Source organism: Parafrankia irregularis (genome assembly GCF_001536285.1).
In the GTDB taxonomy this organism is placed as follows: Bacteria; Actinomycetota; Actinomycetes; order Frankiales; family Frankiaceae; genus Parafrankia; species Parafrankia irregularis.
On record NZ_FAOZ01000007.1, the window covers coordinates 337,277 to 360,192 of the forward strand.

The window sequence follows — 22,916 nt, forward strand, 5'->3', positions numbered from 1 at the left end:
AGGAGGGGGAGTGCGGGTCAGTGGTGCGGTGTCAGGCGCCTGCGGCTCGGACGGTGTTGCGCAGCAGCAGCATGGTCGTGACCGGGCCGACTCCGCCGGGGACCGGGGTGAGCGCGCCGGCGACCGGCGCCACCGCGTCCGCGTCGACGTCCCCGACCAGGCCGGCGTCCGTCCAGTTGGTACCGACGTCGATGACCACCGCGCCCGGGCGGACATGCCCGCTGCCGACCATCTTCGGCCGCCCCACGGCGGCGACGACGACATCCGCCTCGTGCACCACCGTCGTCAGGTCCTTCGTACGCGAGTGACACACCGTGACGGTCGCGTTCTCGGCGAGCAGCAACAGCGCCGCAGGCTTGCCGACCACCGAGCTGCGCCCGATCACGCACACCCGCGCCCCGTCGAGGGGCACCTCGGCCCGGGTGAGGATCTCGAGCACCGCCGCCGCGGTCGCCGGCGCGAACGCGGGCAGGCCCAACGCGAGACGCCCCAGGCTCAGCGGGTTCATCCCGTCGACGTCCTTGCCGACCGGGATCCGCGCCCCGACATCGGCGGCCGTCAGGTCACCCGGCAGGGGGGTCTGCACGATCATCCCGTGCACCGAGGAGTCGGTCGCGAGCTCGTCGACGGTGGCGATGAGCTCGTCGGGATCACCGGACAGCTCATGCACCATGCAGCCGACCCCGAGCTTGGCGGCGCCGCGCTCGATCACCCGCACATAGGACCGCGCCGCCTCGTCGACGGTCGGCAGCACGACCGCCAGGGTCGGGGTGATCCCGGTCGCGACCAGCCGTTCGACGTCGTCGACCACAGTGCGACCGATGTCGGCGGCCATCGACCGCCCGTCCAGCAACCTCATGACCCGATCCGTTCTCCCACGGCGCGCACCACGCTGTCCGCGCCGGCCAGTGACGACAGGTACTTGTCCAGCTCGGCCGCGGTCGCGTCGCGGGTGGCGGCGTCGGTCATCGACGCCAGGTTGATCCGGACGTTGATCGCGGCCGAGTCGAGCGCCGCGCGGGCACTCGCGGCTGCCACGGCGACGTCGGACAGGACGTTCACGTTCGCCCCGTCGAGAATCAGCTGGCACAGGCCGACCACCTCGGCCGCGGCCGCGGCCGTGCGCAGCGGGACGTCCGCCGCACCGATCAGCGCCTGCTGGATCGCCGCGGTGCGGGCCGCCTTGTCCTCGGGGGTGTCCTTGGGCAGCCGGTAGGCGTCGGTGACGGCGGTGAAGGCAACGGCGTCCGCGTCGGCGAGCCTCAGCGCGTCGAGACGCAGCCCGGTGGCCTGGTCACGGGCGGAGATCATGGTCGTCTCGTGCTCGGCGTAGCGCGGCTTGCCGATGGTGAGGTTGGCGACCATGCTCACCAGGGAGGCACCGATGGCTACCTGCAGCGCTGCCGCGGCGCCACCACCGGGCGCGGGCGCCGCGGAGGCGAGTGCCTCGAGGAACCCGTCGAGCGTTTCGTTCGCCATCGTTTCCGACTCCCCGCCTCGATCCGTCTCGCCATCCGTACCCGCCCCGGCGGTGAACCGCCCCGCCCCTGCCAGGGCCCGCGCGGAGGTCCGACCAGCCGCCACCGGCAGGTGACGGAAATGACGTCGGCCGGAGTGCACCGTAGCAAGTGGATCGACGTGCTGGGTGCGAGGAGGGCCGGCACACGCCGGTCCGGCACGATTTTGTGAGGTTCGCCGCGTCTGCTGGCAGATCGTGGTGCGGTGCCGGGAGGTGGCATTCAGCCGGGCGCGGGCAGCGAGCCGAGGATCAGGTCCAGGCCTTCGTTGAACTGGGTGCGTGTGTCGGCCCGCAGGAACGGGACGGCGGCGGCGAGGTCCGGCAGCTGGTGCGCCGGGGGGTTGAACGTCGCCGTCGGGGTGCCGGGCCGACGGTCGCGGGCGACGGCGGCGGCCACCGCGCGCGCCTCGGACAGCACGTGCCCCAGGCAGTAGAACAGCAGCGTCTGGTAGACCGAGGTGGCTGCCTCCGCACTCAGCCCCAGCCCACGCAGCAGGCCGATCGCGTGGTTCGCCCGCTCCCAGTACGCGCGCCCGCCCGGGGGCCGGCGCAGGATCACGGCGGCCATCGTCGGGTGCCGCAGCAGGCAACGGCGCAGCTGGTGCAGGCTCTCCCGCAGATCCGCCCGCGCGTCGCCGGTGGACGGCAGCGGCTCGTCGCCGGCGATCAGGATGTCCGCGAGCGCGTCGAGCAGCTCGTTCTTCGTCCGGAAATGGCGGTAGAAGGCGGTCGGGTCGACCTCGAGGCGGGAGCCCAGGGCCCGCATGCTGAACGCGTCGGCCCCGCCGATCCGGACGATCTCCATCGCCGCGTCGAGCAGAAGCTCCCGGGACAGGGTGCCACGGGGAGTGCGGTGGGGTGGCACGGGTGCGCCGGTGTGCGGCGCGTCCTCCTGAGTGTCCGGTGCTGTCACACGGCTGATCCTAACGACGCCAGCACCGTGGTCAACAACGTTGACAGCCCTGGCCGCCTCTGTTGATCAAGACTTGTCTCTGGATGTCGCGGGGCTCGACGGTAAAAGGCCTGCGTGCCCGAAAAACGGGATGCGTGCGTTGGCGGCGGTTGCGACCATATGGCCCATGATCTGGTCGGTTACTGACGACGCAGGCGATTTCCTGGCCGTGGCAGGCGATTTTCTCCGGACGGCGGCGGCGGAGAACACCGTTGTGCTCACGGTCGCGGCGGACGTCCGCGCGCGGGGTGCCGGTGCCTTCGGCGGAGCCGAGACCCTGTTCGGCTGGTACGGATCCATCGGTGGCCCGGTCAGCGGCGTCTTTCTCCACACCCACGGCAACCCACTGCATCTGGGTGTCATGCCGGTCGAGGCGATCGGTCCGCTGGCCGACAGCCCTGCGCTGGCCGAGCGGACGGTCTCCAGTGTCAACACCGACGAGCGGGCCGCGGCGGCCGTCGTCGCCGCGTGGCGCGACCGGGCCGGGACTTCGCTTCGAGTCCAGGACCGTGAGCGTCTCTACCGGTTGGGAGCGCTGACCCCGCTCGAGCGGCGACCTCCCGGCCGGGCGCGACCGGCGACCGCCGCGGACCGGGATCTCCTCGTGGCCTGGCATCAGGCGTTCAACGACGAGGCAGGCCAGGGCGGCGATTCTTCGGCGCGGGTCGACGACCGGCTCAGCTACGGCGGCCTGTACCTGTGGCACGTCGACGACACGCCCGTCTGCATGGTCGGCCACAGCCGCGTCGTCAGCGGCATGGCGCGGATCGGACCTGTCTACAGCCCGCCCGAGCATCGGCGGCGCGGCTACGCCGGAGCGCTGACCGTCACGGCCAGCCAGGCGACCCGCGACGGGGGAGCCACGACGACTGTTCTGTTCACCGATCTGGCGAACCCGACCAGCAACCGTCTCTACCGGCGGATCGGGTACGTCCCTGTCGCGGACAGGGTGCTCCTCGGCCCGGATCCGCCTACCGCCTGAAACGCACCGGACCCGGGCGCCTGGGGGAGTGGGGAGCCCGGCAGCACCCGGCACGACCGCTCCCCACCAAGATAGTCAACAGTGTTGACGCGCCGTGCTGTGCGAGTTTGATCTTGGGTCGCGAATAAACCAAAACGGAACAAAAACATCCCTCTCCAAAAAGAGATTCTCTGCTTGGTTCAGAAAAGGATCGCCTCGGGAACGGTCACCGTTGGTCGCGTTCCGCGGCCGCGGGCTGCGCCGTCGCCGTGCCGGCCCGGCGACGGCGTTGTCGGTTGGCGATGACATCCGGCCCGATCCCGTCCACCAGCTACTTGACATAACGGGCATTGAGGCGATCAAAGGGGAAGGTGAATCGGCGAGTCGGCACTCGCCTCGCTCCTACGGCAGTTCTCGTGGGGGCCTGGGTGGCGGGAGGCGCAACGGGCGCCCAGACCGTCTCCCCCGAGGCCCGGAACGCCCAGCTGTGTGCCAGACCCGGCTGCCGGGGATGCCGCGCCCGGCGGGCGGCGCGGTGGCGAGGGGTTGCGTCGGGCCCGCCCATGTCGGTTCCCAGGGCAGGCTGCCCGTGTGGTCGGCCCAGACGGCCTGCAGACCGGGGACGGCCGGCCCGTCCGGGTGGCGGTACAGCGAGTTCGCGCCGAGCAGGAGCTGGTCGCTGGCGAACGGAGTGATCGCGCGGAGCTCGACAGTCAGCAGGGGTGCGAGCGTGAGGCGCTGGCCGTCGTGCAGGCGTTCGTGGTGGCGGACCCGCTCCCCGAGCAGGTCGAGGACCCTCGTGGCCTCGTCGTCACGTAGGCCGCTCACGACGAGTTCGGGGTGTCTGTCGAAGGCGAACAGCCCGATCGTGTAGGCGTAGGCCGGTTCGTCGGGCCCGTCGTCGATTACCGGCTGCACGGCCCACCCGCGGGTGCGCAGTATCTGATCGAGCAGCGCATCCTGGCTGCCGACCCAGGCGGTGGTGGCGGGGTCGTTGTCCGCCGCGTAGGCCGCCCAGGTCTCGTCGTCGCAGGAGTCGTCGTCGCGTGGTGGGTGACGGGCAGCCATGGGTTCACCTCGGTCCGTGTTGGTGGGTGAACCGTATGCGGGTGGGATCGGGCGTTTCGGCGGCGAGCCGGCTCCGTGACTGTGGATCTTGGTGGGGTCACGGCGGTTGACGTTCCGACACTGCCGGGGTGCCGGCCGCCGCGGCGGTGTCGCTGTTCAGGCGGATTCGGGTGACCCGGTGGATTCGAGGTCGAGGGCGAGGCTGTTCATGCAGTAGCGCTGGCCGGTGGGGGCCGGCCCGTCGTCGAAGACGTGGCCGAGGTGGGAGTCGCAGCGTGCGCAGCGGACCTCGGTGCGGACCATGCCGTGGCTGGTGTCGTCGACGAGGGTGACGGCGTCGGGTGAGACGGGCTGGTAGAAGCTGGGCCAGCCGGAGCCGGAGTCGTACTTGGTGGCGGAGGTGAACAGCGGTGCGCCGCAGGCTCCGCACTGGTAGGTGCCGTCGGTCTTGTTGTAGGTGTAGGCGCCGCTGAAGGGGGCTTCGGTGGCGGCCTGGCGCAGGATGGCGTAGCGCTCGGGGCCGAGCAGCTCACGCCATTCGCTGTCGGAGCGGACGACTTTGCTGCTGGTCGGGTTGTCGCTCACGGGTTGGGTCCTCTCCTGTGCAGGCGGCGCGCGTTCGGTTCCGGGTGCCGGGTCGGGGCACCGGGGGCCGGCGGGCTGGGTGCGGCCATGTTGTCGTGTGGTCGGCGGTATCGGGTTCGTGCTGGTCGGTTCGTCGTGGTCAACGCGGCGGCTGGCCGGTTTGTTCTTGGGTGCGGTGGCGGTCGCGTTCGGTGGTGAGGGTGGTGGTGGCGAGGGCTGCCCCGCTGCCGGCGGCGAGGGTCATCACGGTGCCGTAGGCGGCTGGGAGCTGGTGGTGGGCGGTGGCGTGGGCGAGGACGGCCGTGTCGGCGGTGTCGCTGAGCAGGCCGGCGACGAGCCAGGGTTGGGTCTTTCCGCCGGTGGTGTGGGCGTGGAGCAGGCCGAGGCCGAGGGCGAGGTCGCGGATGCCGGCGAGGCGTGCGATCCAGGCAATTTTCTCGGCTGTGACACGGTCGACGCCGGCGAGGCGGATGATCGGTACGGGTCTGGTGAGGGCGGTGAGTCCGACGGCGGAGCGTGCGAGGCTGTTCAGCAGGATCTGGGCCCGGTTCGTCACCCGGCGTGTATCCTTTGCGGTCGAGGGAACACGTAGTGTGATCACGATCTCGTTACCTGGCCTTCTGGGGTGGGAACGACTTCGCTTGTTCGTACGTTGGACTCGGTTGAGGTCAACATGCCACGACGCTCTGAGGAGTCATATGGGCGAGCGCATTCTGCGGGGCAGCCGTCTCGGTGCAGTGTCCTACGAGACTGACCGCAGCACGGAGCTTGCCCCGCGGCAGACAGCGTCGTACGACTGCCCCAACGGGCACCAGTTCGCCATGCCGTTCGCCGCCGAGGCCGAAGTGCCGTCGGTGTGGGAGTGCAGGGTGTGCGGGTCGCCTTCGGTGATTGTGGACGGTGAGCGGCCGGAGCCGAAGAAGAGCAAGCCGCCGCGGACGCACTGGGACATGTTGATGGAGCGTCGTACGACGGACGATCTGGAAGAGGTGCTGGCCGAGCGGCTGGCGGTGCTGCGGGGCACTGGCGAGGATCGCCGGTCGGCCTGAGCAAGGCTGCCTTCGGTGCCGGGCGCGGCGCCGTTGGGCTTGGTTGGCGAAGGGGTGACAGCGTTTGGCGCTGTCACCCCTTCGCCATGTCCGTGGCCTGATGGTGCCCCGGTGTGACGGCTGGTCCCCTGGTGGTGGGGGTCGGGGTTTCCGGGGCGTTGCGGGCCCCCGGCCCTGATCCGGGTCAGGACCGGCCGGCGGGGGTGCTGGTTGCGGACGGCCCGGTTTCGGCGGTGCTGTCGGTGGGTGTGGGGGTGCTCGTCGTGGGGGCGGGATCGCCGGGGGGTGCTGGTGCGGGGATCGTGGTGGTGGAGGGTGTGTGTGGGGTGCGTGTGGCGGCGGGTCCGCGGCGGCGGGAGGACAGTGCCCACCAGCCGACGCGCCAGAATCCTTCGGCGACGATCGAGCGGTTCATCTTGGAGGCGCCGCGTTCGCGTTCGACGAAGTCGATGGGGACTTCGATGACGCGGAAGCCGGACTGCCAGGCGCGCCAGGCGAGGTCGACCTGGAAGCAGTAGCCCTGGGAGGCGACGAGGGTGAGGTCGCGGGCGCGCAGTACGTCGGCGCGGTAGGCGCGGAATCCCGCGGTGGCGTCGCGGAGGGGGACGCCGAGGGCCGCGCGGACGTAGGCGTTGGCGCCGCGGGAGAGGACCAGCCGGCTGCGTGGCCAGTTGTGGACGGTGCCGCCGGGGATCCAGCGGGATCCGATGGCGAGGTCGGCGCCGGTGAGGGCGTCGAGCAGGCGGGGTAGCTGTTCGGGCTGGTGGGAGCCGTCGGCGTCCATTTCGACGATGATGTCGTAGCCGTGTTGGAGCGCCCAGGTGAAGCCGGCGATGTAGGCGGAGCCGAGGCCGGATTTGCCGGCGCGGTGCAGGACGTGGATGTGGCTGTCGGCGGCGGCGAGTTCGTCGGCGATGTCGCCGGTGCCGTCGGGGCTGGCGTCGTCGATGACGAGCAGGTCGACCGCGGGGTTCGCCGTGCGCAGGCGGCGGGCGGTGTCCGGCAGGTTGTCCCGTTCGTTGTAGGTCGGGACGCAGACGACGACGCGGGTGGCTTCCACGCCTCTCCTTTTCTGGTCGGTTCCGGTCGGGGTGGTGTCGTGGTCGTGCGGGGTGGTGCGGCGGCTGCGGAGCAGGGCGCCGAGCATGGCGATCACCGCGAGGGCGGTGAGGGCCATCTCCGGGACGATACCGAGCCGGGTGGCGAGGGTGTGTGTGGTGCGTAGCGGAAGCTGCGCGGTCAGTACGCCCGGTTCGTACAGGCCTGTCTGGGACAGGATGGTGCCGTCGGGGGCGATGATGGCGCTTTGGCCGCTGGTGGAGACCTGGACGGTGGCGCGGCCGTGTTCGACGGCGCGCAGGCGGCTCATCGCGAGCTGTTGTTCGCTTTCGCCCTTGCGGCCGAAGGAGGCGTTGTTGGTCTGGATGACGAGGAGTTCGGCGCCGCGGTTGACGTTGTCGCGGACGAGCCCGTCGTAGGCGACTTCGAAGCAGATGACGTCGCCGATGGTGGTGCCGGCGACGGGCAGGGCGCCGTGGCTGGTGCCGGCGAGGAAGTCGTTGGGCATCTCGTCGGCGAAGCGGGTGATGAGTTTTTCCAGCAGGGCCCGGCCGGGGAGGTATTCGGCGAACGGGACGGGGTGGCGTTTGACGTACATGTCGCCGGTGGGGCCGGCGGTGGTCCAGATGAGTCCGGCGTTGCGGACGTGCCGGTCGCCGGGGCCGTCGAGGACGGCGCCGACGAGCAGTGGGGCGCGGGCGACGGTGGCGGCGTGGGTGAGGGCGGTGGCGGCGTCCGGGTCGGTGAGGGGATCGAGGTCGGAGGAGTTCTCGGGCCACAGGACGAGGTCGGGCTGGGGGGTGGTGCCGGCGCGGACGGCGGCGGCGAGGTTCTCGGTGCCCTGGACGTGGTTGGTGGTGACCTGCATGGCTCGGCCGAGGGCGTGGTAGCCGCCTGCTTCGGGGACGTCGCCCTGGATGGCGGCGACCTGCAGGGTGCCGTGTTGGGCCGCGGTGGGTAGGGGGACGGCGAGTCCGGCGAGGGTGAGGGCGCCGGCTGTGGCGGCGGTCGCGGTGAGGGCGAGGGTGGGTCGGCGTGCGCCGTGCGGGGGTGTGGGGTGGCTGGGTGTGGGGTGAGGGTGCCGTCGCCGGGCCCAGGCCGGTGCCTGGGTGTGGAGGTGGATGGCGGTGGTGGCGAGCAGGGCGGCGGTGGCGGCGACGGCGAAGGTGACCAGGGGGGCGCCGCCGAGGGCGGCGAGGCCGGTGTAGGGGCTGTCGGGCTGGCTGAAGGCGAGCCGGCCCCAGGGGAAGCCTCCGAAGGGTGCGCGGCCGCGGAGGGCTTCCTGGGCGACCCAGGCGGCGCCGGTCCACAGCGGGGCGGCGGGTAGCCGCCAGGCGAGGGTGGTCGCGGGGGCGATGACGGCGAGGATGGCGGCTTCGGCGGTGGACAGGACGATCCAGCCGTCGGCGCCGACGAAGGAGACGAAGCGCAGCAGGGGTAGCAGGAAGCCGAGGGAGAACAGCAGGCCGAGTCCGCAGGAGGTGCGGAGGCGGCGGCCGCGGACGGTGAGGGTGAGGACGGCGACGGCGACGGGGGCCAGGGGCCACCAGCCGATGGGGGGGAAGGCGGTGTAGAGCAGCAGGCCGGCGAGGGTGGCCAGGGCGGGCCGGGTGAGGCGGCGCCTGGTGGTGTGTAGGCGGCGCGCGGCGGTGCTGGTGGGCTGCTGGGGTTTCCGGGTGGTCGCCGGGGGTGTGGGGGGCGCGCCTGCCGTGGCCGGGTCGTGCGGGGGTGGTGTGGCGGGCGCGTGGGTCACCGGTCCAGTGTCCGGTACGCGGGCGGGGTCGGGTAGCCCGGGCTGTGTGCTGTCCGTCGTGGGTGGTCGGCTGCGGGTCTGGTTGTGGGTTCGGTTTCAGGCCTGGTGGTGGGTGGTGTAAAGGGTTCGGTGCCCTTCCCTGGCCGCGGTGGTGGCGGTGTCTGGACCACGTTGGGACTACCTGGAGGTTTTCGGGTCGGGGTGGGGTGCTTCCGTGGGTGGGACGTGTGTGGTCGAATCTCGCGGTGCCCCGGTGTCGGGGTGTGCCGCGGGTGTCTGGTCTGGTGCCGTGTGGGCCGGCGGGGGGTGGGGTTCCGGACCGTTCGTTAGACAACGGTGCTGGCGTGGCCGGGTGCGGTGTGCGCGGTGCCGGTCCGAAGGACGGTCCGGATCCCGGCTGCCTGGATGCTGCGAGCTGGTGTGGTTCCCGGTTCGGTGGGCGGGTCAGAGCTGGTCGTGGATGATCTGCCCGCGCAGGACGGTGCGCAGGCAGGTCGGGCGGGTGTGGGCGGCCCAGGCCAGTGGGTCGGTGCCGGGCGGTGGTGGCTTGAGGTCCCAGACGGCGAAGGTCGCGGGGGCGCCGGTGGTGAGCTGACCGGAGCCGTCGGTGTCGGCGCGGGCGGCCTGCCAGCCGCCGCGGGTGGCGGCGCTGAACGCCGCGGCGGGGCTGATCCTGGATGTGGCGATGTGGTGGTGGGTGGCGGCGTGCACGGCGCCCCAGGGGTCGAGCGGGGTCACGGGGCTGTCGGAGGACAGGGCGAGGGTGACACCGGCGGCGGTGAAGGCGGCGAACGGGTTCATCAGTGCGGCTCGGGTGGCGCCGAGGCGGGTGGTGTAGAGCCCGTCGGGGCCGCCGTAGCGGGCGTCGAAGGCGGGTTGGACGCTGGCGACGAGGCCGAGGCGTGCCATGGTGTGGATCTGGTCGGGGTGGGCGAGCTCGGCGTGTTCGACGCGATGGCCGGCGGCGGCGATGGTGGCGGTGCCGAGCTGGTCGGCGGCGGCGTGTAGTCCGGCCAGGACGAGGTCGAGGGCGGCGTCGCCGATGGCGTGGAAGCCGGTCTGCAGGCCGGCGTGGGTGGCGTCGCGGACGATGTCGCGGATGTCGTCGGCGTCGCGGTGGCGTTGGCCGCTGTGGGCGGGCTGGTCGTGGTACGGGCTGCGCAGGGCGGCGGTGTGGGAGCCCAGGGAGCCGTCGACGAACAGGTCGCCGCCGTAGCCGACGGGTCCCAGGCCGGGTTCGGCGGTGAGGGTGAGGGCGGTGGGCAGGTCACCGGCCCAGTAGCCGTGGATGGCGGGGCCGGTTTCGTCGCGGGCGAGGGTGAGCAGGTCGGCGAGGTCGTCGGCGCTGGAGACCTCGGGGCCGGCCATCTCGTGCAGGGCGGCGATGCCCAGGGCGGCGGCGTGGGTGCGGACGCGGCGGGCGGCGTCGAGGCGGGTGGTGCGGGGCAGGTCGTGGTAGGCGGTGGTGCGGGCGCGGTGGTGGGCTTCGTCGCGGCACAGGCCGTCGCCGAGCCAGCCCGGTGCCTGGTCGGCGCCGGAGCGGTGGGCCAGGGTCGGGGAGATGACGGCGGTGTGGCCGTCGGCGCGGGCGAGGTAGACGTCGACGGGTCCGGCGGCGCGGGCGATTTCGGTGGCGGTGGGTGGGCGTTGCTGTGGCCAGCGGGTCTCGTCCCAGCCGGTGCCCAGCAGTGGTCGGCCGGGTCGTCGCCGGGCGGCGCGGGTGAGCTGGTCGAGGGCGTCGGTGAGGGTGGGGGCGTCGGTGAGGTCGACGCCGTCGAGGGCGAGCCCGGTGGCGGTGGTGTGGATGTGGGCGTCGACGAACGCGGGGGTGATGGTGGCGCCGTGCAGGTCGATGGTGGTGTCGACGGTGCCGGGTGGGTGCTCGTCGGCGGTGCCGATCCAGGTGATGGTGGCGTCGTCGACGAGGAGTGCGGTGCGCTGGGTGTGGGCGTGGCTGTGGGGGGCGAGCAGGTGGGCGTGCCGGTAGAGCACACGTGTGGGACGTGTGGGTGTGTGGTGTGGCTGGTGGTGGGTGGGGTGTGTGCTCACCGTGCCCAGGGTGGCCTAGCCCGTCCCGTCACAGGTTCGGGGGGCGCCCTTCGTAGGGGGTGGAGAGCACGACCATGGTGCGGGTCGACACGTTGGCCGCGGCGCGGATCTCCTGCAGGAGCGCTTCGAGGGCGGCGGGGTCGGAGACGCGGACCTTGAGCAGGTAGCTCTCCTCCCCCGCGACGCTGTAGCAGGCCTCGATGGCGGGCAGGTGGGTGAGCCGGTCGGGTGCGTCGTCGGGCTGGCTGGGGTCGATCTCCTTGATGGAGACGAACGCGGTGAGTGCCAGGCCGACCTGGGATGGGTCGACGAGGGCGACGTAGGACGTGATGACGCCGCGCTGCTCCAGGCGACGGACCCGCTGGTGCACGGCGGACACCGACAGGCCGGTGGCGCGACCGAGGTCGGTGAAGCTCATCCGGCCGTCGCGGCACAGCAGTTGCACGATCTGACGGTCTAGATCCTCCAACACGTTCCGGAGGTTATGCACAGAACGGCCGGTCGTGACGGGAGTTTCTGGTCCCGTCGGGACTTTGTGTGGCGGGTGGGGGTGTCGCGGCGGAGGTTCCGGTGACGGATGGTGATCTTCTCGGTGCGTGGTGTGGATGATGGTTCGGTGTCGGTGTGGCGGAGGGTCGGGGTCTGGTGCGGGTCCGGTGCTGGTGGGAGGGGTGCTGGTGGGAGGGGCCGTTGGCTGGTTGGGGGTGGTGGGGTTGGGCTGTCGGCAGGGCATGCCAGTCTGACAAGATGACCATCGTGGAGGTTCCGATGGGTGAATTCGGGGTGTCCGGCGGTGGTGAGCGGCTGCTGCTCGCGGACACCCCGTCGTTGTATTTCCGTGCCTTTCACGGGGTGCCGCGGTCGGTGCGGGCGCCGGACGGGACGGCGGTGAACGCGGTGCGGGGGCTGCTGGATGTGCTGGCCCGGCAGATCGTCGAGCTGCGGCCGCGGCGGCTGGTGTGCTGTTTCGACGCGGACTGGCGTCCGGCGTTTCGGGTGGCGCTGATCGCGTCGTACAAGGCGCATCGGGTGGCCGATCCGGTGCCGGCTCCGGTCGCTGTGTCCCCGGTGGCGGATGCCGGTGGTGTGGCGGAGGAGGTGCCCGATGAGCTGGAGGCGCAGCTGCCGGTGATCGATGCGGTGCTCGCGGCGTTCGGGATCGCGCGGGCGGAGGCGGCGGGGTTCGAGGCCGATGATGTGATCGCGACGTTGGCGACCCGGCACAGCGTGGGCCGGGTGGGTCCGGTGGACATCCTGACCGGGGACCGGGACCTGTTCCAGCTGGTGTGTGACGACGCCGGGGTGGCGGTGCGGTACGCGGTGGAGAAGTTCGCGCTGGTGGATGAGGCGTCGGTCAGCGCCCGGTATGGGATCCCGGGCCGGGCGTACGCGGATTTCGCGGTGCTGCGGGGTGATCCCAGTGATGGGCTGCCCGGGGTGGCGGGGATCGGTGCGAAGACGGCCGCGGCGCTGCTGGTGCGGTTCGGGTCGTTGTCCGCGGCGTTGGCGGCGTTGGACGCGGGGGTGGTCGAGGGCTTCCCGGCGCGGGCGGCGGCGCGGCTGCATGCGGCGCGGGACTACCTGGCGGCGGCGGTCGGGGTGGTGGCGGTGGTGCGGGATGTGCCGCTGGGGGCGGTGTCGGGGGTGTTGCCGGCGGCTCCGGTGGATCCGGTGGGGTTGGCGGAGCTGACCGCGCGGTACGGCCTGGCCGGGTCGGTGGGGCGGTTGACGGCGGCGCTGGCGGCCGTCGCCCCCGCCTAGGCCATCTGTAACGGGCGCCTGGCGGCCGTCGGAGGCCGGGTGGGGGGCGTGTGCGGCGCCGGGCCGGGGGTGTGGGGAGCGTCACGGTGAGCGCCGCTGGGGTGCCACTGGGGTGCCGCTGGGGACATCCGGGATCGTCCGCGCTCACGCGGAGGGGGTCTGCGGGGGTCTGGTCCGGTCCGGCAGGGTGGAGGTGTTGCTGCGGACCGTGACGTGAGGGCGGTGTGGGTGGATCGGTGCGGGCCGCCGGCACGGCCGAACCGGCAGTGACGGTAGGTTGCCCCTCATCTGACAGCGTGGGTGTACACGCAGGTGACCGATGGGTTCGTTCGTCGACGGTCCGGGGTCGCCTACTGTTGCGCACCGAAGGCCCCGCGTGGGCGTCGGGTGCGGGTGAGGGTGGAGGTGACCTGGTGGGGCTGCGCGAGCGGCTCGCGGGCAGGCGTGTGTTCATGACCGGGGTGACCGGGTTCGTCGGTGAGGCGCTGCTGGAGCGGCTGCTTTCGGACTTCCCGGATACCCGGATCGTGGCTCTCGTCCGGCCCCGGGGTAGCCATTCGGGTGCGGCCCGGCTGGCGCGGATGACTCGTAAGCCGGCGTTCGCCGGGCTGCGGGAGCGGCTGGGCCGGGAGGGGCTGGCCGCGCTGCTCGCCGAGCGGGTGCAGGTCATCGAGGGTGACCTGGCCGACATGGGGGCGTTGCCCACCGACCTGGACGTGGTGATCCACTGCGCCGGGGAGGTGTCGTTCGACCCGCCGATCGACGAGGGGTTCGCGACCAACCTGGGTGGGGTTCAGGAGCTGCTGCGGGCGGTGCACGCCAGTGGTGCGCGGCCGCATGTGGTGCATGTGTCGACGGCGTATGTGGCCGGGTTGCGGTCGGGGCACATCGCCGAGGGCCGGCTGGCGCACGAGGTGGACTGGCGGGCCGAGCAGGCCTCGGCCGGGCGGGCGCGGCAGGCGGCGGAGGACGCGTCGCGGTCGCCGGAGGTCTCGGCGCGGCTGCGGGAGCAGGCGGCCGGTGAGCATGGCCGGGCCGGGGCGCAGACGGTGTCGGCGGCCGCGGAGGCGGCGCGGCGGGACTGGGTGGCGCGGCGGATGGTCGCCGCCGGTGCCGAGCGGGCGCAGGTGCTGGGGTGGACGGATGCCTACACGTTCACCAAGGCGCTGGCGGAGCGGTATCTGGAGGAGTCGCACGGCGATCTGCCGTTGACGATTGTGCGTCCCTCGATCATCGAGAGTGCGGTCGCGCGGCCGTTCCCCGGGTGGATCGAGGGGTTCAAGATGGCCGAGCCGCTGATTCTGGCGTTCGGTCGGGCGGAGCTGGTGGACTTCCCGGCGTCCCCGGACGCGGTGGTCGACATCATTCCGGTGGATCTGGTCGTCAACGCGTTGCTGGCGGCGGCGGCGTCCCCGCCGCCGGTGGACAGCCCGGCGTACTACACGGTGTGTTCGGGGTTCCGTAACCCGCTGCTGTTCCGGGATCTGCACGACTATGTGCGGGGCTACTTCCTGGCCCATCCGCTGCCGAAGCGGGGCCGGGGTGCGATCGCGGTGCCGGAGTGGCCGTTCGCCGGTTCGGTGGCGGTGGAGGCGAAGCTGCGCCGCGGGGAGAAGGCGGTGGAGTGGGCGAACCGGGCGCTGGGGCAGGCGCCGCGGTCGGAGCGGGTGCGCCGGTGGGCGGTGGATCTGGAACGGCACGAGAGCCGGGTGGCGTTCCTGCGCCGCTATTCGGATGTGTACCGGGCGTACACGAGCGCGGAGTTGGTCTACGTCGACGATGCGACCGCGGCGCTGCATGCGGCGATGGATCCGGCGGACCAGGAGGAGTTCGGGTTCGACCCGGCCTGCTACGACTGGCGGCACTACCTGCAGGATGTGCACTGCCCGGCGGTGACGGCGGTGCTGCGCCGGCCGCGGGATCCCGCCCCGCCCCGGCGCGGCGCGGGGAACCTGACCGCCGGCGAGGGGGTGCTGGCGGCGTTCGACCTGGACGGGACGCTGGTGTCCTCGACGGTGGTCGAGTCCTACCTGTGGCTGCGGCTGGCCGATGCCGGGCCGGCGGAACGGGCGCGGGAGATCGCGTCGTTGGCGCGGGCGTTGCCGGGGTATCTGCGCGCGGAGCGTCGGGACCGGGGGCATCTGATCCGTTCGGTGTACGGCCGGTACGCGGGGGTGGACCCGGCGGAGCTGGAGGCGGTGGTGGCGCAGGCCGGGGCGGACGTGGTGCTGCGGCGGGTGAAGCCGGCGGCGGTGCGGCGGGTGCGTGAGCATCGGGCCGCGGGGCATCGCACGGTGCTGCTGACGGGGGCGGTGGCGCCGCTGGTGGCGCCGCTGGCGCCGCTGTTCGACGAGATCGTCGCGACCGATCTGGAGGTCGGGGCGGACGGTCTGTACACGGGCCGGTTGTTGGCGTCGCCGCTGGTCGGGGATTCCCGGGCGGCGTTCCTGGATCATTACGCGCGGCGGCGGGGGGCGGATCTGGAGGCGTCGTGGGCGTACGCGGACAGCCTGTCGGACCTGCCGATGCTGCGCACGGTGGGTAATCCGGTGGTGGTCAATCCGGATGTGGCGTTGCACAAGGTGGCCCGGGCGTCGGGGTGGCCGATCGAGGAGTGGCCGTCGACGCCCGGTGAGTCGCGGCTGCTGGTCGGTAGCCGGGTGGAGCGGGGTCTGTTCGCGGCGGCGGCGGTCGCCCAGGGCCGTGGCCGTGGCGCCGGTGGTGCGGGGCGTGCCGGTGGTCGTGGTGACGGTGGGAACGGTGGGGATGCGACGGTGGTTCGGGTGGGAGTGGGTGAGGGCCGGTGACCCGCGGTCTGGAGCTGTACCGGTCGTTGCCGCGGTACGCGGCGGCGCGGGTGGTGTCGGGGCGGCTGCCGCGGCTGTCGTCGATGGCGGCGACGTCCGCGGCGCCGTTGCGGCTGGTGGACCGGGGGGATCCGGCGTTGCCGGGGCCGGGCTGGGTGACGGTGCGCCCCCGGCTGGCGGGGATCTGCGGGTCGGATCTGGCGACGGTGACGGGGCAGAGCTCGTTCTACTTCTCGCCGCTGGTGTCGATGCCGTTCACGCCGGGCCATGAGATCGTCGGTGATCTGCAGGAGGCGGTGAGCCTGGCGGACGGGCGGCGGTTGGCGGCCGGGTCGCGGGTGGTGATCGATCCGGTGCTGGGCTGTGCGGCGCGGGGTCTGGAGCTGTGTCCGGCGTGTGCGGCGGGCCGGTCGTCACGCTGTGACTCGATCACGGTGGGTCATCTGTCGCCGGGGTTGCAGACGGGGTACTGCGCGGATACCGGGGGTGGGTGGAGCCGGGCGATGGTGGCTCATCACAGCCAGTTGCATCCGGTGCCGGACACGCTGGTGGATGAGCGGGCGGTGCTGGTGGAGCCGTTGGCGACGGCGGTGCACACGGCCGGGCGGGCGCGGATCGCGACCGGGGACCGGGTGCTGATCGTGGGCGCGGGGGCGGTGGGTCTGCTGACGTTGCTGGCGGTGCGGGCGTACACCAAGGCCGAGCATGTGACGCTGGTGGCGAAGCATCGCCGGCAGGTGGAGCTGGCCCGTCGGTTCGGCGCCGACGAGGTGCTGGCACCGGATGACGCGGTCGGTGGGGTGCGCCGGGCGAACCGGGCGTTGCGGCTGACGCCGCAGCTGGGTGGGGATTTCCTGCTCGGTGGGGTGGATGTGGCGATCGACTGCGCGGGCAGCGCGTCGTCGTTGTCGACGGCGTTGCGGGTGACCCGTGCGGGGGGCCGGGTGGTGCTGTCGGGGGTGCCGTCGGGGTCGGTGGATCTGACTCCGCTGTGGTACCGGGAGCTGGAGCTGGTCGGCACGTACGCGTCGTCGGGCGGTGCGCGCCGCGGCGACCCCGACCCCGGCCTCGATCCGGCTGCGGCCGGTGTGGAGGGCGGGCCTGACGACGAGTCGGATTTCGGCCGGGCGTTGGCGTTGGCCGCGACGGCGCCGCTCGACGGCGTGGTGTCGGCGGTGTATCCGCTGGCACGGTGGCGGGAGGCGTTGGATCACGCGTTGTCGGCGGGGAGGCTGGGTGCGGTGAAGATCGTGTTCGATCCGGCGGCGTCGGCGTGATCGGGGTGAGACACGCCGACGGGTGCGGGGGCGGGTGCCGGGGTGCCGCGGGACGTGGCACGGTCGGGCTAGTCGAGATTTTCGGGATTGTCGTCCCAGGCGGCGGGTTCCGTCGCGGGCCGGGCGGGTGCGGGGGCACCGCGTCCGGTCGGGGTGACACACAGACGAGGGGAACGTGCAGGTGAGACCGGGGTTCGTGCTCGAGGTCGACGAGCGCACACCTCCGCTGCTGGTGCATCAGGGTGAGGGGCTGACGCTGGAGCGGTTCCCCCTGGGTACCCGGGTGGTGTATCCGCCGGAGTCCCTTCCGGGGGTGGGCGATGTGGACGCGGCGATCGCGGACGCGTTGGAGCATCCGTACAACTGTGAGCCGTTGCGGGAGCTGCTGCGGCCGGGGATGCGGCTGACGATCGCGTTCGACGATCTGTCGATTCCGCTGCCGCGGATGCGCCGTCCGGATGTGCGTCAGCGGATCATCGAGCAGGTGCTGACGCTCGCGGCGGCGGCCGGGGTCGACGACGTGGTGCTGATCGCGGCGAACGCGTTGCATCGGCGGATGACGGCGGCGGAGATCGAGCACATCGTCGGGGAGCGGGTGTTCCGGTCGTTCTGGCCGGACAACCTGTACAACCACGACGCCGAGGACCGGGACAACCTCCTGCACATCGGGGTGACCGACCACGGTGAGGATGTGGAGATCAACCGGCGGGCCGCGGAGAGCGACCTGCTGGTGTACGTGAACGTGAACCTGGTCGCGATGGACGGTGGGCACAAGTCGGTGCCGATCGGGCTGGCGTCGTACAACAGCATCCGTCACCATCACAACTCGCACACGATGGTGCGTTCACGGTCGTTCATGGACCACACCCGTTCGGAGATGCATTCGTCGGCGTGGCGGATGGGTCGGCTGCTGGCGAACCATCTGAAGATCTTCCATGTCGAGACGACGCTGAACAACGCCTGTTTCCCGGACAAGTACAGCTTCCTGACCCGCCGGGAGTGGGAGTGGTCGGTGCGGGACCAGGCGATGGCGTACGGGATGAGCCGGGGGCTGTCGGTGATGCCGTCCCGGCCGCGGCGCAAGATCTTCCATGATCTGCTGGCCGACTACCAGGTGACGGGGGTGTTCGCCGGGGAGACGGAGACCACCCACGACCAGACGATCGCCAGTGTGCACCGTCAGCAGCTCGTCGAGGTGCACGGGCAGTCCGACGTGCTGGTGGCGGGCCTGCCGTATGTGGGCCCGTACAACGTGAACTCGGTGATGAACCCGATCCTGGCGACCTGCATGGGGCTGGGGTATTTCTTCAACATGTACCGGGGTAAGCCGCTGGTGCGGCACCAGGGTGCGATGATTCTCTACCACCCGGTGACACCGGAGTTCTCCCAGCTGCACCATCCGTCGTATGTGGACTTCTTCACCGAGGTGCTCGCCGAGTCCACCGACCCGGCGACGATCGAGGCGAAGTTCGAGAAGCAGTACGCGACGGACCCGTGGTACATCCACCTGTACCGCACCTCGCACGCCTATCACGGCGTCCACCCGTTCTACATGTGGTACTGGGCCGCGCACGGCATGGACCATCTGGGTGATGTGGTGTGGGTCGGGGGGGACCGGGCGGCGTGCGCGCGGATGGGTTTCCGGGCGGCGTCGACGCTCGCGGACGCGTTGGAGATGGTGTCGGGCACGGTGGGCCGTGATCCGTCGATCACCTACCTGCACACCCCGCCGCACACGATGGCGGACGTGCGATGAGTTCGGCGGGCCGCTTCGGTGGGCCGCCGCGGCCGGGGATCTCCGCGGCGGAGGTCGTGCGGGGGTTCCGCTGGGGTAACCGGTCGCTGGTGCCGGCGTCGGCGCAGGCGCACCGCCCGCCGATGCCGGCGCGGGAGTTCCCGACGGCGTGGGCGCGCAGCACCCCGGCGCGGGTGGCGCGGACCGCGTTCCTGGAAGGGGCGATGAATCCGCTGCTGCATGCGGCGTTGACCCCGACGGTGGCCGGGGCGGAGGTGTTCGACGAGGTCGGTGACGGCCCGGTGATCGTGGTGTCGAACCACTCCAGTCATCTGGACGCTCCGCTGCTGCTGTGTGCGCTTCCGCGGAAGGTGCGGGAACGTACCGCGGTGACGGCGGCGGCGGACTATTTCTTCGAGAGCACGTGGCGGGGCCTGTCGACGGCGTTCGCGTTCGGGACGGTGCCGATCGAGCGCCGGGGCGGGGTGCCGTCGACGTTGCCGCTGGATCTGCTTCGTGACGGGTGGAATTTGGTGGTGTTCCCCGAGGGCACCCGGTCGCAGGACGGGGCGCGGGGCCGGTTCCGCCTCGGTGCGGGGTATCTGGCGGTGACGGCGGGGGTGCCGGTGGTGCCGGCGGCGTTGCGGGGCGCGTATGCGGCGATGCCGCGTGGGCGGGCCTGGCCGTTGCCGGGCCGTCCGCGGGTGTCGGTGCGGTTCGGGTCGCCGATCCGGGCTGGGGACGGTGAGGATGTGCGGGTGTTCACCGCGCGGCTGTCGGCGGAGGTGGACCGGCTCGGGGTGGAGGACTCCACCAGCTGGTGGGCGTCGCTGCGGGCGTCCGGTGCTGGTGAGGGCCCGTCGACGTCGTCGGTTCCGGGTTCGGTGGCGGTGCCGCCGGCGCGGGCCGGGCGGGGTGAGGCCCCGGTGGCGCGGTGGCGGCGGGTGTGGGAGGCCACCGAGCCGCCGGCGCCGGTGCGGTCGCGGTCGCCGTGGGAACGCTGATCACACCAGCCCGGTGATGTGACTCTCGTCACATCAAGATCGTCTTGTGGATAAACCTGTTCATGGTGCGGTGGGTAGTCGGGGTGGGCCTGGGGATGACCTGTGGGTCAGGGCCTTCCCCGCCCCCGCGCGCGAAGTCAAGGCGTTGCCTCACGCTGTGTCACAGGTATGACTGGACACATGGCTCTGCTGCACCGCTCCGACCGCCCCGAGCGTCGTCCCGTCGACCGGCCCGTACCGGCCGCGCGCCCCGCCGCGCGCGTCGGTGGGCGTCCCACCGCCGCCGGCCATCCCGCGGCGCTACCGGCCCGTCCGGGCCCGGACATCGCGGGAGATCGCGACCCGCGGGTCCGTTCACGTCGCACTCAGGGTGCGGTCCTGACGGTCCGCCGGCCCGCCGGCACCGGTGACGGTGCGGCCCCACCCGCCGGTCCGACCGGACGGGCGTTGCCGCCGAGCGTGGCGCGGGTCGCCGCGCGGACCCGGCTGTCCGCCGAGCTGCTCGCCGCGATCCTGGAGGTCGAGGACCGCACCCGGGCCACCCTCGACGACATGGAACGCGCCGACGCGCTGGCCGAGCGGCTTCTCGCCCGCCGCCGCGACCGGATGGCCGCGGCCACCAGCCCCGCGGGCCGGCTGTCCGCCTGAGAGGGCGGCCCGTCGGCGTCCGTCAGAGCTCGTCCGGGTCGAAGAGTGCGTTCGGCAGGTGCGACGGCTCGAAGACGCCGAGCAGGTAGCGGTCCGGCCGAACGACGGCGATCCGTGCGCGGCCATGCCGCCCACGCATGCACAGCACGGTGCCCTCAAGGTCCTCGACGACAAGGTCCTTGCCGGCCGGGCCGCCCGCGCGGATGTCACCGGCCCGGCCGGGGCCGGTGACCGTCACCACGGCGGCACCGTGACGGTCCGCCCACCGTCGGACCTGCGGGGGCAGGTGCTCGCCGGGGTCGACACCGAGCCCGAGCAGCGCCCAGGACAGGCCGAGAAGGTCGTCGAGGTGGCCGGTCGTACCGGCCGACGTGCGTACCCGCGGGTTCGCCAGGACCCGGCCGGCCCAGCGGCCACCATCGCGCGGCGTGCGCGCCGCCCGGGGTAGGCGGGTCCGGGGCCGCGCCGCCCCGGAGCGCAGCGCCTGGCGCAGACCGGGGGTGTGCGCGGCGGTGCGCAGTGTCGTCCGCAGCAGCGCCGCGCGGGTGGGGCTGGTGGTCTGCACGACCCGTCCGGCGCGGATCGCGCGGGTGGTGATCGCCGCCACCTGGGGCCGGCGTTCCCGCTCGTAGTCGTCGAGGGTCCGCGGGTCGCGGCGCCCGGTGACGACCTCGGTCAGCCGCCAGGCCAACGCGGCGGCGTCCCGGATGCCGGAGGCGAGGCCCTGCCCGGCGAACGGTGGCATGGTGTGCGCCGCGTCCCCGGCGAGCAGCACCCGGCCGACCCGCCACCGGCTGGCCATCCGGGCGTGGAACGTGTAGACGGCGGCCCGTTCGATCGTGACCGTGCCCGGGTCGATCCAGGGGGTGAGCAGGCGGGTGACCGTCTCCGGCCGGGTCATCCGCGCGGGATCCTCGCCGGGAAGCAGCATCCACTCCCATCGGTGTCCGCCCGGCATGGGCATGGTCACCGCCGGCCGGCGCGGATCGAGAACGAAGGCGATGTCGGCAGGCATGGGCAGCGGCCCGGGTGAGCGTGCGTCGACGACGAGCCAGGGCTGGGCGAAGGTCGTGCCCTCGTACCCGGCGCCGATCAGGGTGCGCACGGTGCTGGACGCGCCGTCGCAGCCGACCACCCAGCGGGCCCGGACGACGCTGCCGTCGTCCAGATCGACCTGCACCGCGTCGGGGCTCTCACGCAGCCCGCTCACCCCCACCCCGAGGCGGACGTCCACCGAGGGCAGGTCGGCGATGCCCGCGCGCAGGGAACGTTCCAGGGATGGCTGGTGGATGAACGCTCCGACGGGGACGCCGAGCTCGGCGGGGCCCTGGCCCGCGGCGAGCAGCAGACGTCGGTCCGGTCCGACGAACGTCGCCCGGGCCGACGGGTGGACCTCGTCGAGCAGCCCGGCCATCCCCCGAAGGCGGACGAGCAGGCGTAGCACCTCCTCGTCCAGGCCGGCGGCGCGCGGACGGGGATATGTGCCGATGGCCGGATCCACCACCAGCACGGACACCGCCCGCTCGCCGAGCATCGCGGCGAGGACCGCGCCCACCGGCCCGCATCCGGCAACCAGCACATCCGCCGTCGTCATCGCTGCCCCCATCCGCAGGTTTCTACAAAGCGTAGAAGATACGGGTGGCTGTCGCCGGCGTTCTCCCGGCCCCGACGGCCCGGAAACGGTGGACCCGGCCGAAGCCTCAGGCGGAGGCTTCGGCCGGGCCGGTGTAGGGGATGAGCGGCAGCAGCCCGGGCCCGGCGACGGAGACGATCTCGTTGACCCGGCGGCTGAGCATCCGGGAGGGATGCACGTCGAGGATCGCGACGATGTCACCGAGCAGCCGGGAGGCCTGCGGCGGGTCGTCCGGTGCCAGGGCGCTGGCCAGGCAGGCCAGCGCCCAGCCGCGTTCGATCGTGCCGGAGCTGGTCAGGTCGACCGCGATCCGGGCCAGGTCGGCGGCGCTGTCACCGCCCATGCGGGCGACCACGTCGGCGACGGCGCAGGCCTCCCGGACCTCGTCGAACGCCGGCCAGCCCGGATGGCGCAGGCCCTGCACGCAGGGCCGGGTGGCGAGGCGGTCCAGCGCGATCAGCGCGGTGTCGCTGTCGCCGAGGGTCGCCGCGGCCGCCGCCTCGATCGCGGCCGCCCACCCGCACAGGTAGGGGTGCCCGGCCGCGGCGGCGCGCCGGGCGGCACCGGCAGCGGCGTCGTAACGGCCGGTGACGAACGCGACGAGCGCGTCGAGGGTGGCCGCCGTCCCGGTCAGCAGCGGATCGTCGAGCTGGGCGGCGAACTGGTCGGTGAGGGTCGCGAACCGCCGTGCCGAGGGGTCGTCACCCGACTCGACGGCGAGCACCCCCAGGTAGAAGGACAGGAAACCGGCGATGCCGGTGAGCTCACGGTGGGTGGCCGGGGACAGCCGCCGGCCCAGCGCGGCCTGCGCGCGGCGCCAGTCGGAGATGACCGGGCGCAGCAGCAGGGTGGGTGGGGTGGTCAGCAGGGTGGTGGCGTAGCGGTGCAGCCGGTCGTCGAACTCCGCCATGGTCAGCGGGTCCGGGTCGGCGTAGGCGATCTCCCGGGAGAGCATCGCGGCGGCACGGGACGCCGCGGCCAGCCCGTGCCGGTCGCTGTGGACGGACTCGGGCAGCTCGACCCGACTCATCCCACGTCCTTCCCGCCCCCGGCCCG

The 22,916-nt window shown here is 72.6% G+C and carries 19 protein-coding genes; 8 read left to right on the plus strand and 11 right to left on the minus strand.

The features are described from left to right. Window positions 1-31: 31 nt before the first annotated feature. The 3 genes from AWX74_RS14325 to AWX74_RS14335 all read right to left on the minus strand — a co-directional run bounded on the left by AWX74_RS14325 (window position 32) and on the right by AWX74_RS14335 (window position 2,432). Window positions 32-859: a bifunctional 5,10-methylenetetrahydrofolate dehydrogenase/5,10-methenyltetrahydrofolate cyclohydrolase gene (locus AWX74_RS14325; RefSeq protein WP_091276468.1), complete on the minus strand. Its 828-nt coding sequence runs from the start codon at window positions 857-859 to the stop codon at window positions 32-34. After that, window positions 856-1,479, minus strand: coding sequence for a cyclodeaminase/cyclohydrolase family protein (locus AWX74_RS14330; protein ID WP_091276472.1), 624 nt, complete (start codon window positions 1,477-1,479; stop codon window positions 856-858). The genes AWX74_RS14325 and AWX74_RS14330 overlap by 4 nt, the downstream gene beginning before the upstream one ends. Before the next feature lie 260 nt (window positions 1,480-1,739). Next, a complete protein-coding gene (locus AWX74_RS14335) occupies window positions 1,740-2,432 on the minus strand; it encodes a TetR/AcrR family transcriptional regulator (protein ID WP_091276475.1) in 693 nt (230 codons plus the stop codon). 208 nt (window positions 2,433-2,640) lie between these two features. Here AWX74_RS14335 and AWX74_RS14340 point away from each other — a divergent pair, with 208 nt between their 5' ends. After that, a complete protein-coding gene (locus tag AWX74_RS14340) occupies window positions 2,641-3,453 on the plus strand; it encodes a GNAT family N-acetyltransferase (RefSeq protein WP_207550315.1) in 813 nt (270 codons plus the stop codon). A 381-nt stretch (window positions 3,454-3,834) separates the two neighbouring features. Here the strand turns inward: AWX74_RS14340 and AWX74_RS14345 are convergent, their stop codons facing one another. The 3 genes from AWX74_RS14345 to AWX74_RS14355 all read right to left on the minus strand — a co-directional run bounded on the left by AWX74_RS14345 (window position 3,835) and on the right by AWX74_RS14355 (window position 5,641). Further along, a complete protein-coding gene (locus tag AWX74_RS14345; RefSeq protein ID WP_091276483.1) occupies window positions 3,835-4,500 on the minus strand; it encodes a DUF4262 domain-containing protein in 666 nt (221 codons plus the stop codon). A gap of 156 nt (window positions 4,501-4,656) precedes the next feature. Then, window positions 4,657-5,085 (minus strand): peptide-methionine (R)-S-oxide reductase MsrB, encoded by a 429-nt coding sequence (msrB, locus tag AWX74_RS14350; RefSeq protein ID WP_091276486.1) that lies wholly within the window; start codon window positions 5,083-5,085, stop codon window positions 4,657-4,659. 139 nt (window positions 5,086-5,224) lie between these two features. Beyond that, window positions 5,225-5,641 carry a hypothetical protein gene (locus AWX74_RS14355; RefSeq protein WP_091276489.1) on the minus strand — a complete coding sequence of 139 codons (417 nt, stop codon included), beginning with the start codon at window positions 5,639-5,641 and terminating at the stop codon, window positions 5,225-5,227. Between the two features lie 142 nt (window positions 5,642-5,783). On the opposite strand from AWX74_RS14355, the gene AWX74_RS14360 reads away from it, so the two are divergent. Beyond that, window positions 5,784-6,134, plus strand: a complete 351-nt coding sequence (locus tag AWX74_RS14360) for an RNA polymerase-binding protein RbpA (RefSeq protein WP_006539931.1) — start codon at window positions 5,784-5,786, stop codon at window positions 6,132-6,134. Between the two features lie 184 nt (window positions 6,135-6,318). Here AWX74_RS14360 and lnt read toward each other — a convergent pair whose 3' ends face one another. The 3 genes from lnt to AWX74_RS14375 form a co-directional block, all read right to left on the minus strand. Continuing rightward, a complete protein-coding gene (gene lnt, locus AWX74_RS14365; RefSeq protein ID WP_091276492.1) occupies window positions 6,319-8,946 on the minus strand; it encodes an apolipoprotein N-acyltransferase in 2,628 nt (875 codons plus the stop codon). Window positions 8,947-9,390: 444 nt separating this feature from the next. Further along, window positions 9,391-10,995: an amidohydrolase gene (locus tag AWX74_RS14370; RefSeq protein ID WP_242666230.1), complete on the minus strand. Its 1,605-nt coding sequence runs from the start codon at window positions 10,993-10,995 to the stop codon at window positions 9,391-9,393. Window positions 10,996-11,023: 28 nt separating this feature from the next. Next, entirely contained in the window at window positions 11,024-11,485 is a 462-nt protein-coding gene (locus tag AWX74_RS14375; RefSeq protein WP_006539935.1) for an Lrp/AsnC family transcriptional regulator, read from the minus strand. Window positions 11,486-11,763: 278 nt separating this feature from the next. Between AWX74_RS14375 and AWX74_RS14380 the strand changes: the two genes are divergently transcribed. The 6 genes from AWX74_RS14380 to AWX74_RS41260 all read left to right on the plus strand — a co-directional run bounded on the left by AWX74_RS14380 (window position 11,764) and on the right by AWX74_RS41260 (window position 20,227). Beyond that, window positions 11,764-12,756 (plus strand): 5'-3' exonuclease, encoded by a 993-nt coding sequence (locus AWX74_RS14380; protein ID WP_091276898.1) that lies wholly within the window; start codon window positions 11,764-11,766, stop codon window positions 12,754-12,756. Window positions 12,757-13,169: 413 nt separating this feature from the next. After that, window positions 13,170-15,563: an HAD-IB family hydrolase gene (locus AWX74_RS14385; RefSeq protein WP_091276499.1), complete on the plus strand. Its 2,394-nt coding sequence runs from the start codon at window positions 13,170-13,172 to the stop codon at window positions 15,561-15,563. Next, window positions 15,560-16,840 (plus strand): zinc-dependent alcohol dehydrogenase, encoded by a 1,281-nt coding sequence (locus AWX74_RS14390; RefSeq protein WP_091276501.1) that lies wholly within the window; start codon window positions 15,560-15,562, stop codon window positions 16,838-16,840. The genes AWX74_RS14385 and AWX74_RS14390 overlap by 4 nt, the downstream gene beginning before the upstream one ends. Before the next feature lie 175 nt (window positions 16,841-17,015). After that, window positions 17,016-18,596, plus strand: coding sequence for an NPN-dependent hydroxyacid isomerase, LarAH14/15/16 family (larAH, locus tag AWX74_RS14395; protein ID WP_091276504.1), 1,581 nt, complete (start codon window positions 17,016-17,018; stop codon window positions 18,594-18,596). Then, the gene (locus tag AWX74_RS14400) at window positions 18,593-19,579 is read left to right on the plus strand and encodes a lysophospholipid acyltransferase family protein (RefSeq protein ID WP_091276507.1); all 987 of its coding nucleotides are present in this window, start codon (window positions 18,593-18,595) and stop codon (window positions 19,577-19,579) included. Before larAH ends, AWX74_RS14400 begins: the two co-directional genes overlap by 4 nt. A 180-nt stretch (window positions 19,580-19,759) precedes the next feature. Next, entirely contained in the window at window positions 19,760-20,227 is a 468-nt protein-coding gene (locus AWX74_RS41260; RefSeq protein ID WP_226930889.1) for a hypothetical protein, read from the plus strand. A 22-nt stretch (window positions 20,228-20,249) separates the two neighbouring features. Here the strand turns inward: AWX74_RS41260 and AWX74_RS14410 are convergent, their stop codons facing one another. Both AWX74_RS14410 and AWX74_RS14415 read right to left on the minus strand, forming a co-directional pair. Next, entirely contained in the window at window positions 20,250-21,821 is a 1,572-nt protein-coding gene (locus tag AWX74_RS14410; RefSeq protein WP_091276510.1) for a bifunctional 3-(3-hydroxy-phenyl)propionate/3-hydroxycinnamic acid hydroxylase, read from the minus strand. A 106-nt stretch (window positions 21,822-21,927) separates the two neighbouring features. After that, a complete protein-coding gene (locus tag AWX74_RS14415; RefSeq protein WP_054570126.1) occupies window positions 21,928-22,890 on the minus strand; it encodes a hypothetical protein in 963 nt (320 codons plus the stop codon). Between the last annotated feature and the right edge of the window lie 26 nt (window positions 22,891-22,916).

Coding starts and splice junctions, on each gene's coding strand:
- AWX74_RS14325 (WP_091276468.1), bottom strand. CDS start 859: ATGAGGTTGCTGGACGGGCGGTCGATGGCCGCCGACATCGGTCGCACT.
- AWX74_RS14345 (WP_091276483.1), bottom strand. CDS start 4,500: ATGGCTGCCCGTCACCCACCACGCGACGACGACTCCTGCGACGACGAG.
- AWX74_RS14380 (WP_091276898.1), top strand. CDS start 11,764: ATGGGTGAATTCGGGGTGTCCGGCGGTGGTGAGCGGCTGCTGCTCGCG.
- AWX74_RS14330 (WP_091276472.1), bottom strand. CDS start 1,479: ATGGCGAACGAAACGCTCGACGGGTTCCTCGAGGCACTCGCCTCCGCG.
- AWX74_RS14415 (WP_054570126.1), bottom strand. CDS start 22,890: ATGAGTCGGGTCGAGCTGCCCGAGTCCGTCCACAGCGACCGGCACGGG.
- AWX74_RS41260 (WP_226930889.1), top strand. CDS start 19,760: ATGGCTCTGCTGCACCGCTCCGACCGCCCCGAGCGTCGTCCCGTCGAC.
- AWX74_RS14400 (WP_091276507.1), top strand. CDS start 18,593: ATGAGTTCGGCGGGCCGCTTCGGTGGGCCGCCGCGGCCGGGGATCTCC.
- AWX74_RS14410 (WP_091276510.1), bottom strand. CDS start 21,821: ATGACGACGGCGGATGTGCTGGTTGCCGGATGCGGGCCGGTGGGCGCG.
- AWX74_RS14360 (WP_006539931.1), top strand. CDS start 5,784: ATGGGCGAGCGCATTCTGCGGGGCAGCCGTCTCGGTGCAGTGTCCTAC.